The organism is Delftia sp. ZNC0008 (assembly GCF_000799035.1).
GTDB classification, from domain to species: Bacteria; Pseudomonadota; Gammaproteobacteria; order Burkholderiales; family Burkholderiaceae_C; genus Comamonas; species Comamonas tsuruhatensis.
On sequence record NZ_JTKZ01000887.1, the window covers coordinates 1 to 8,222 of the forward strand.

The window sequence follows — 8,222 nt, forward strand, 5'->3', positions numbered from 1 at the left end:
CCGCGTCAGGTAGACATACGGGTAGAGCGAGAAGATGAAGACCCAGACCGCGCCGCCGAGGCTGCGCACCTCCGGCAGGAGCCGGCCTTCCAGGCCATAGGTGTCGCGCATCCAGGTCTGCAGCGGGCCGCTGAACTGCAGGAAGTCGGTATAGGCATAGGCAGTGACATAGGCCGGCATGGCCAGCGGCAGCAGCAGCAGCCATTCCAGTTGGCGCCGGCCGCGGAAGTCGAACAGCGTCACGGCCGCCGCCGTGCCCGTGCCCACGATGGCCGCGCCCAGCGCCACCAGCAGGCCCAGCCAGACCGTGGTCCACAGATAGCCGGGCAGCACGGTGGCCGCCATCTCGCGCAGGATGGAGCCGGCCAGGGCATCGCCCTGCCCCAGAGGCAGCCAGGAGCCGAGCACGGCCAGCACGGGCAGCATCAGCACCAGGGCCAGCAGGAGCAGGGGAAGGGAGCGGAGTACGGACGACAGACGGCGCAAAGCGGAGGTCTCGGCTAGAGGATGAGGGGGAGGATCTGGCTGCCGGGCTATGGAACGGGCCGGGGTCCGCGGCAGCCACCGGCCTGTGGGCCGAGGTGCCGCCGAGACCGGACGTGCCTGCGGGCTGCTGGAGTCGGCGGGCTCCGGGCATGCCCCTGGCCCGCCAATGCAAATGCGAATTCTATTCATTTGCGCGGTTCTACAATCGCCGCATGTTTTTGACCGTCTCCCAACTCGAGGTGCGCTACCCGGGCCGCGACAGGCCTGCCGTGCAGGGCGTCACGCTGAATCTGGCCGCTGGCGACATCGGCGTGCTCATCGGCCCCTCGGGCTGCGGCAAGACCACGCTGCTGCGTGCCGTGGCGGGCCTGGAGCCCGTGAGCGGCGGCGAGATCCGCATCGACGGCCAGCTCGTGGGCAGCGCGGATTTCTCGCTCCCTCCCGAGCAGCGGCGCATCGGCATGGTGTTCCAGGACTATGCGCTGTTCCCCCATCTGAACGTGGGCCGCAACGTGGCCTTCGGCATCCACCATCTGCCCAAGGCGCGCCAGGCCGAGCGCGTGGCCGAGGTGCTGGAGCTGGTGGGCCTGGCCGGCAGTGCAGGAAGGTTTCCGCACGAGCTGTCAGGCGGCCAGCAGCAGCGCGTGGCGCTGGCCCGCGCGCTGGCGCCCAGCCCGCAGCTGATGCTGCTGGACGAGCCGTTTTCCAACCTCGACGTGGACCTGCGCGAGCGCCTGGCGCATGAGGTGCGCGGCATCCTCAAGGCCGCAGGCGCCACGGCCCTGTTCGTCACGCACGACCAGCTGGAGGCGTTTGCCATCGGCGACATGATCGGCGTGGTCCACCAGGGGCAGCTGCAGCAGTGGGACGACGCCTATTCGCTGTACCACCGGCCGGCCACGCGCTTCGTGGCGGACTTCATCGGCCACGGCGTCTTCGTGCCGGCCACGCTGGCCCACAGCGGTGCCGGCGGCGTGGTGGCGCGCACGGCGCTGGGCGATCTGGTCGATCCGGCCACCTGCCCGCTGCCTGCGCAGTTTGCGGACGGCGAGTGCGATGTGCTGCTGCGCGCCGACGATGTGGTGCACGACGATGCCTCGCCCGTGCAGGCGCGCATCCTGCGCAAGGCGTTTCGCGGCTCGGAGTTCCTCTACACGCTGGAGCTGGCCAGCGGCCACAGCGTGCTGGCCCATGTGCCCAGCCACCACGACCATGCGGTGGGCGAGTGGGTGGGCATACGGCTGGACATGAATCACGTGGTCGCCTTCCCGCGAGAGAGACAGGGCACTGCGCAGACCGCAGCGGCCTGAGCAGGCGGCCGCCGCCGCGCCGTCCAGGCCTTTGTCATCCGACGGTCATGGGTGAAACCCAGAATCTGTCACATCTTGTGACAATTCAAGGCCACCCATGTTTGCTCTGGACCCCTCCTCCACGCAGCACGCTGCATCTGCTCCGACACCGGTTCCGGCGCTTGCCCCTGCGCCCGCCGCGCCACGCCTGCTGGCCCGCGCAGGCCAGCTCAGCCAGCCCACGGCGCCGATTCCCCCCGACACCAGCAACGAGGACGTGCACCGGCTGTTCAGCGAGCAGCCCCTGCTCGAAACCCTGGCCGTGGTGGCCGACGACCGGCCGCTGGGCCTGATCAACCGCCAGCGCTTCATGGAGCAGTACGCGCGGCCCTTTGCGCGCGACGTGTTCGGCCGCCGCAGCTGCCTGGTATTCACCGACACCGCGCCCATGGTGGTGGCGGCCGGCCTGCCCATCGACCAGCTGGTGCAGCAGGCGCTGGCCAGCGGCAGCCGCGTGCTCAAGGACGGCTTCATCACCGTCGAGGAAGGCCGCTATGCAGGCATAGGCACGGGCCACGCGCTGATGACCGCCATGTCCGACATCGAGGCCGACAAGACGCGCCAGCTCATGGCCAGCATCGACTACGCCAGCCTGATCCAGCGCTCGCACCTGGTCGAATCCGACCGCGTGCTCGCCAGCCAGCTGGAAGACCACGGCCTGCTGTGGGAGCCGCGCGACGTGGTGGGCGGCGATGCGTATTTCTTCCGTGCCACACCGCAGGGCCTGCTGGGCTGCATGTTCGACTGCACGGGCCACGGCGTGCCGGGCGCCTTCATGACGCTGATTGCCCTGTCCTTCCTCGAACAGGCCGTGGCGCCTGCAGGTATCGGCACTGGAACCGGCACCGGCACCGCCATCGACCCCGGCGCCCTGCTGGGCCAGATGAACCGCTACATCAAGCGCGTGCTGCAGCAGCGCACCCGCGACGCCCAGCCGGCCTGGGGCGCACCAGCGGCCCCCGCCGACGGCCTGCCGGCGGAGAAGACCTCCAGCGATGGCCTGGACGCCGCGCTGTTCCTGCAGTCGCCCTGCGGCACGCAACTGCGCTTTGCATCGGCCCGGCTGGACCTGCTGGTGGCGCCGCCCGGCGTGCAGGAGGCGGCCCAGGTGCAGATCCATGCCGGCGACAAGCTGGGCATAGGCTATGCGACCACGCCCGACGACGCAGCCTGGAGCACGCAGGTGCTGGAGGTCGCGCCCGGCTCGCTGCTGATGGTGGCAACCGATGGCGTCATCGACCAGTTGGGTGGGCCGCGCCAGATCGCCCACGGCAGAAAGCGCCTGGCGCGCTTCCTGCACGAGCAGCAGTACCGCCCCGCCGCCCAGGCCTGCGCCGAGTTCCGGCAGGCCTTCGCCCAGTGGCAGGGCACGCAGCGCCGGCGCGACGATGTCTCGCTGCTGGTGTGGCGCAACCAGGCCCTGCAGTCATGAGCCCGGCCGAATTCGCTCAGCTGCGCGCCCAGGCCGAGCACAACGGCCTGCTGCTGTACTACGCGGGCACCTTCAACCCCAATGTGATCCAGGCGGCGGCCGACACGCTCAAGAGCCGCCTGGCCAGCGAGGACGGATCGAGCAGCGCCAAGCGCAAGCTGTTTTCCACCTTCATCGAGATGGCGCAGAACGTGCTGCACTACGCAGCGCCCCTGCCTGCGGCCGACACCGGCCCCCGCCAGGCGCTCAGCGCGCCCGTGCCACAGGGCGCCATCGGCGTGGGCCGCATCGATGCGCTGGCCTGCGCCCAGGAGGCGGGCGCCGAGCCGGCGCCTGCCCGCTTCTGGATCGCCTGCAGCAATGCCGTGCGCAGCGAGCATGTGCCGCGCCTGGCCGCCAAGCTGGACGCCGTGCGCGCCATGAGCCACCCCGAGATCAAGGCCGCCTACAAGGCCCAGCTGCACAACACGGACCACGGCACCAGCGACGACATCAGCCGGGGCGCGGGCCTGGGCTGGCTGACCATTGCGCGCGATGCCTCGGCGCCGCTGCAGTACCACATCGCCACGGGAGAGGACGCCGCCGAGACCGCGCCCCATGCCGTATTCCACGTCAAGGCGCTGATCTGAACGCCGGGCGTCCTTCAACGAACCGACCTGCCGCCATGCAAGCATTGAAATCCGAACGCACCTCCGTCACGCCCGAAGTGGTCTTCTCGCCGGCCGAGCAGCTTCTGCGCATCGAAGGCGAGTGCTATCCCGAAAACCCCCTGCCCTTCTTCAACCCCATCCTGTCCATGCTGGGCCGGTATTTCGAGGCCAGCCAGCCTCCTCGCTTCGTGGCCGAGATGAAGCTGCAGTACATCAACAGCGCCTCCACCATGGGCCTGCGCTCGCTGTTCGCGCTGCTGGACCAGGCCGGGCAAAAGGGCACGGACATCCGCGTGGTCTGGGCCTTTGACGAGGAGGACGACGCCATCGAGGAACTGGGCGCCGACCTGGTGGAGGACTTCGCCAACCTGGTGCTGGAGCGACAGCCCTACAGCAACTGAGGGCAGGCCTGCTCCGCCCTGGCCTTCAGGCCAGCGGCTTGCCCATGAGCACCGTGGTCAGGCCGCAGTCCCATTCCTCGTCGGGATAGGTGTCCAGCGTGGCATATCCCTGCGCCGTGTAAAAGCCCAGGGCCTGGGTGTTGAAGCTGTCGGTCTCCAGCCGCACCTGGGCGTGGCCGTCGGCGCGCATGGCCTGCTCCGCGTGGGCCAGCAGCGCACGGCCCACGCCGCGCCCCTGCCAGGCCGGCAGCACATGCAGGGCGCCGATGAAGTCATCCACGCGGTCCACGAAGCCTGCCACCACGCCATCGCACTCGGCCACCCAGAACAGGTGGCCGCGCGACTGCACGTACTGCGCGGTGCGGCCCGAGGCGCGGAACCGTGCATCCTTGTCCGCCGTCAGCTGGGGCTTCCAGGTGCTCTCGTAGGTGGCCCAGAGAACGGCGTTCAGGGCAGCGGTGTCATCAGGCCGCGAGGGCCGAAGCGAGAAGGTGTCTGTCATGTCGCTGGCAAGGTTCAGGCCTGGCGCAGCCGGTCCACCTCGGCATGCAGGTCCTGGGCCCAGACGCGGCGGTCGCGGCCATCGGCCGTCTGCGGCTGGCCATAGTGGACGGCGGCGACCAGGTCGTCGGCGCACAGCGTGCGCCAGATGGAGCCCAGCAGGGTTTCATCGCCCTCGTAGCTGGGCGCGTGGCTGATCTGGCCGGTGGCGCCGTCGATGAAGCGCAGGCCCACGGGCAGCACGGGCGCACCGATCTGCACGGCCGCCTGCAGCAGGTTGGCATGGAAGGGCAGCAGCTTGCGGCCGTCGCCCGTCGTGCCTTCGGGGAAGATGGCCAGGATCTCGCGGCGCTGCAGGGATTCCTCCATGCTCTGCACCATGCGCCGCGCATCGCGGCGCGAGGTGCGCTCGATGTACAGCGTGCCCGCCGCCGTGGCCAGCGTGCCGATCAGCGGCCAGCCCTTGACGTCGGACTTGGAGATGAAGCGGCAATGCCGCGCCGCATGCAGCACGGGAATGTCGAGCCAGGAAATATGGTTGCTGACCATGAGCATGGGGCCCTGGCTCGGCGGCTCGCCCTGGATCTCCAGGCGCACGCCCGCATGGGCCAGCAACTGCAGGGCCCAGGCCTGCACATGGGCGTGCTGGCGCTCCTCGGGCAGCTGCGGAAAGCGCAGGGCCACGATCCACAGCCCCTTGCACACATGGCCGAACAGGCGCGCTGCGCGCAGCGTGGCGCGCCCTCCATTACGCAAGCGTTTCATTTCAGCCATTCAGAGCGTTTGGCAACGCCCATGCCCGTGAAACAGGCACGCTCCATCTCAGGGACACCGAGGAAGGGCCGCCCCGCACCGAGGGTGTCGTCCCCCTCCCTCGCGTAGCGAGTAGAGAGGGGGAAGTCGCGAAGCGGCTCAGGGGGCGCTTCATTTCAGCGGCGTTCGTAAGCGATATGGCCGTCGACCAGCGTGCAGCGCACGCGGGCCGGCAGTTCGTAGCCGCCGAAGGGCGTGCTCTTGCCCTGGCTGGCCAGCTCCTGGGGCTTCACGGTCCAGGCCGCCTGCGGATCGACGATGCACAGGTCGGCCACGCCGCCCTCGGCCAGCCGGCCCAGCTGCCCCTGCAGCTCGCCCAGAGACGAGCCCAGCACCTGCACGGGCGATGCCGTGATGGCGGCCAGGGCACGGTTCAAAGGCACGCCACCGTCCTGCGACCACTTGACGGCCAGCGACAGCAGCAGCTCCACGCCCGTGGCGCCGGGCTCGGCCTCGGCAAAGGGCAGGACCTTGGCATCCTCATCGACGGGCGTGTGGTCGGAGACCAGGGCGTCGATGGTGCCATCGGCCAGCGCGGCAGACAGCGCATCGCGGTCGCGCTGCTGGCGCAGCGGCGGCGTGACGCGGGCGCTGCTGTCGAAGTAGCCGATGTCGGTATCGGTCAGGTGCAGCGAGTTGATGGACACGTCGGCCGTGACCTGCAGGCCTTCGGCCTTGGCACGGCGCACCAGTTCCACGCCTGCGGCGCTGGACAGGCGGCACAGGTGCACGCGCGCCTGGGTGCCGCGCATCAGCTCGAAGATGGTGTGCAGGGCAATCGTCTCGGCCGCCACGGGCACGCCGGACAGGCCCATGCGCGTGGCCAGCGGGCCGCTGGCGGCCACGCCCTTGCCCAGGTACAGCTCCTGCGGGCGCAGCCACACGGTGTAGCCGTAGGTGGCCGCATACGCCAGGGCACGCTGCAGGGTCTGGGTGCTGGTCATGGGCACCTCGGCCTGGCCGAAGCCGATGCAGCCGGACTCGGTCAGCTCGGCCATCTCGGTCAGCACCTCGCCCTTGAGGCCCAGCGTCAGCGCGCCCAGCGGGAACAGGCGCGACTGGTGCAGCTTCTCGGCGCGGAACTTGAGCATCTCCACCAGGCCCTGCTCGTCGAGCACGGGATCGGTATCAGGCGGGCAGACCAGGCTGGTCACGCCACCGGCCACCGATGCAGCCATCTCGGACTGCAGCATGCCTTCGTGCTCGTGGCCGGGCTCGCGCAGGCGCACGGCCAGATCGACCAGGCCCGGCAGCACCCAGCAGCCGGCCGCATCGATCTCGCGTTCTGCGGCAAATCCCTCGGGCGCCTTGCCGATGGCCAGCACCTTGCCGCCGTCGATGGCCACGTCGGCCTGCTGGTCCAGGCCCCGTGCCGGGTCCATCACTCGGCCGTTGCGGATGAGTATCTTCATGGTTTGCTACCCCGTAGACCGCAGGCGGCGCATGGGCTGCGGCCTGCGGCGATCAAAAACATTTGCATTCACAAAAAGCGCCTGGACTCAGTCCAGGACACCGGGCATGGAAAAAGCATGGCCCATCTCAGGGACGCCGAGCAAAGGCCTAGGCCGGCCGCGCCGCCCTGCAGCGAGGGCGTCGCCGGCTGCCCGTACGCCCCCCTCCCGCGTAGCGAGAGAGGGCGCCGTGCATACGGGGGAAGCGACGCAGTCGCTCAGGGGGTGCTTCATTTCAAGCCTCGTTGCCGGCGACGATGGACATGACGGCCATGCGGACCGCGATGCCGAAGGACACCTGCGACAGGATCACGGCCTGCGGGCCATCGACCACTTCGGAGTCGATCTCCACGCCGCGGTTGATGGGGCCCGGGTGCATGACGATGGCGTCCGGCTTGGCCAGGCGCAGCTTCTCGGCCGTGAGGCCGAAGCTCTTGAAGTATTCCTGGCTGGACGGCAGCAGGGCGCCGCTCATGCGCTCGTTCTGCAGGCGCAGCATGATGATCACGTCGCAGTCCCGGATGCCCTCTTCCAGCGTGTGGAAGACGCGCACGCCCATCTGCGCCAGGTCCTGCGGCACCAGGGTGCGCGGGCCGACGACGCGCACTTCGGCCGCGCCCAGCGTGGTCAGCGCATGGATGTCGGAGCGCGCCACGCGCGAATGCAGCACATCGCCCACGATGGCCACGCGCAGGTTGGCGAAGTCCTTCTTGTAGTGGCGGATGGTGTACATGTCCAGCAGCCCCTGCGTGGGGTGGGCGTGGCGGCCGTCGCCGGCATTGACCACGTGGACATGGGGCGCCACATGCTGGGCGATGAGGTAGGGCGCACCCGACTCGCTGTGGCGCACGACGAAGATGTCGGCGGCCATGGCCGAGAGGTTGGCGATGGTGTCCAGCAGCGACTCGCCCTTGCTGGCCGAGCTGCGCGCGATGTCCAGGTTGAACACGTCGGCCGACAGGCGCTTGGCCGCGATCTCGAACGTGGTGCGCGTGCGCGTGCTGTTCTCGAAGAACAGGTTGAACACGCTCTTGCCGCGCAGCAGCGGCACCTTCTTGACCTCGCGGTCATTGACGCTGACGAAGTTGGCCGCAGTGTCCAGGATGTGGGTCAGGATGTCCTTGGACAGTCCTTCGGTG

8 protein-coding genes and 1 pseudogene are annotated in these 8,222 nt (G+C 69.4%); 4 read left to right on the forward strand and 5 right to left on the reverse strand.

Going from position 1 to position 8,222, the window contains the following annotated elements; translation table 11 throughout:
• A pseudogene (locus L995_RS28510) lies at window positions 1-486 on the reverse strand (iron ABC transporter permease); the annotation flags it as partial.
• Between the two features lie 212 nt (window positions 487-698).
• On the opposite strand from L995_RS28510, the gene L995_RS28515 reads away from it, so the two are divergent.
• The 4 genes from L995_RS28515 to L995_RS28530 all read left to right on the forward strand — a co-directional run bounded on the left by L995_RS28515 (window position 699) and on the right by L995_RS28530 (window position 4,318).
• Window positions 699-1,796, forward strand: coding sequence for an ABC transporter ATP-binding protein (locus tag L995_RS28515; RefSeq protein ID WP_034347786.1), 1,098 nt, complete (start codon window positions 699-701; stop codon window positions 1,794-1,796).
• Window positions 1,797-1,893: 97 nt separating this feature from the next.
• Entirely contained in the window at window positions 1,894-3,267 is a 1,374-nt protein-coding gene (locus tag L995_RS28520; protein ID WP_047474746.1) for a SpoIIE family protein phosphatase, read from the forward strand.
• The gene (locus tag L995_RS28525) at window positions 3,264-3,896 is read left to right on the forward strand and encodes a DUF6272 family protein (RefSeq protein WP_047474749.1); all 633 of its coding nucleotides are present in this window, start codon (window positions 3,264-3,266) and stop codon (window positions 3,894-3,896) included. Before L995_RS28520 ends, L995_RS28525 begins: the two co-directional genes overlap by 4 nt.
• Window positions 3,897-3,931: 35 nt before the next feature.
• A complete protein-coding gene (locus L995_RS28530) occupies window positions 3,932-4,318 on the forward strand; it encodes a DUF1987 domain-containing protein (RefSeq protein ID WP_016447926.1) in 387 nt (128 codons plus the stop codon).
• A gap of 25 nt (window positions 4,319-4,343) precedes the next feature.
• On the opposite strand, the gene L995_RS28535 is transcribed toward L995_RS28530, so the two are convergent.
• From L995_RS28535 to L995_RS28550, 4 genes are all read right to left on the reverse strand, one after another.
• Complete coding sequence (locus L995_RS28535; protein WP_047474751.1) at window positions 4,344-4,820, reverse strand: GNAT family N-acetyltransferase; 477 nt, start codon at window positions 4,818-4,820, stop codon at window positions 4,344-4,346.
• A 14-nt stretch (window positions 4,821-4,834) separates the two neighbouring features.
• Window positions 4,835-5,584 (reverse strand): lysophospholipid acyltransferase family protein, encoded by a 750-nt coding sequence (locus L995_RS28540; protein WP_047474755.1) that lies wholly within the window; start codon window positions 5,582-5,584, stop codon window positions 4,835-4,837.
• A gap of 164 nt (window positions 5,585-5,748) precedes the next feature.
• A complete protein-coding gene (locus L995_RS28545; RefSeq protein WP_016447929.1) occupies window positions 5,749-7,044 on the reverse strand; it encodes a dihydroorotase in 1,296 nt (431 codons plus the stop codon).
• Window positions 7,045-7,318: 274 nt separating this feature from the next.
• Window positions 7,319-8,222, reverse strand: a 904-nt coding sequence (locus L995_RS28550; protein ID WP_047474753.1) for an aspartate carbamoyltransferase catalytic subunit, incomplete at its 5' end; no start/stop codon positions are given.

Excerpts from the sequence above, each read along its gene's own strand:
- L995_RS28535 (WP_047474751.1), bottom strand. The coding sequence starts at position 4,820 with ATGACAGACACCTTCTCGCTTCGGCCCTCGCGGCCTGATGACACCGCT.
- L995_RS28520 (WP_047474746.1), top strand. The coding sequence starts at position 1,894 with ATGTTTGCTCTGGACCCCTCCTCCACGCAGCACGCTGCATCTGCTCCG.
- L995_RS28515 (WP_034347786.1), top strand. The coding sequence starts at position 699 with ATGTTTTTGACCGTCTCCCAACTCGAGGTGCGCTACCCGGGCCGCGAC.
- L995_RS28530 (WP_016447926.1), top strand. The coding sequence starts at position 3,932 with ATGCAAGCATTGAAATCCGAACGCACCTCCGTCACGCCCGAAGTGGTC.
- L995_RS28540 (WP_047474755.1), bottom strand. The coding sequence starts at position 5,584 with ATGAAACGCTTGCGTAATGGAGGGCGCGCCACGCTGCGCGCAGCGCGC.
- L995_RS28525 (WP_047474749.1), top strand. The coding sequence starts at position 3,264 with ATGAGCCCGGCCGAATTCGCTCAGCTGCGCGCCCAGGCCGAGCACAAC.
- L995_RS28545 (WP_016447929.1), bottom strand. The coding sequence starts at position 7,044 with ATGAAGATACTCATCCGCAACGGCCGAGTGATGGACCCGGCACGGGGC.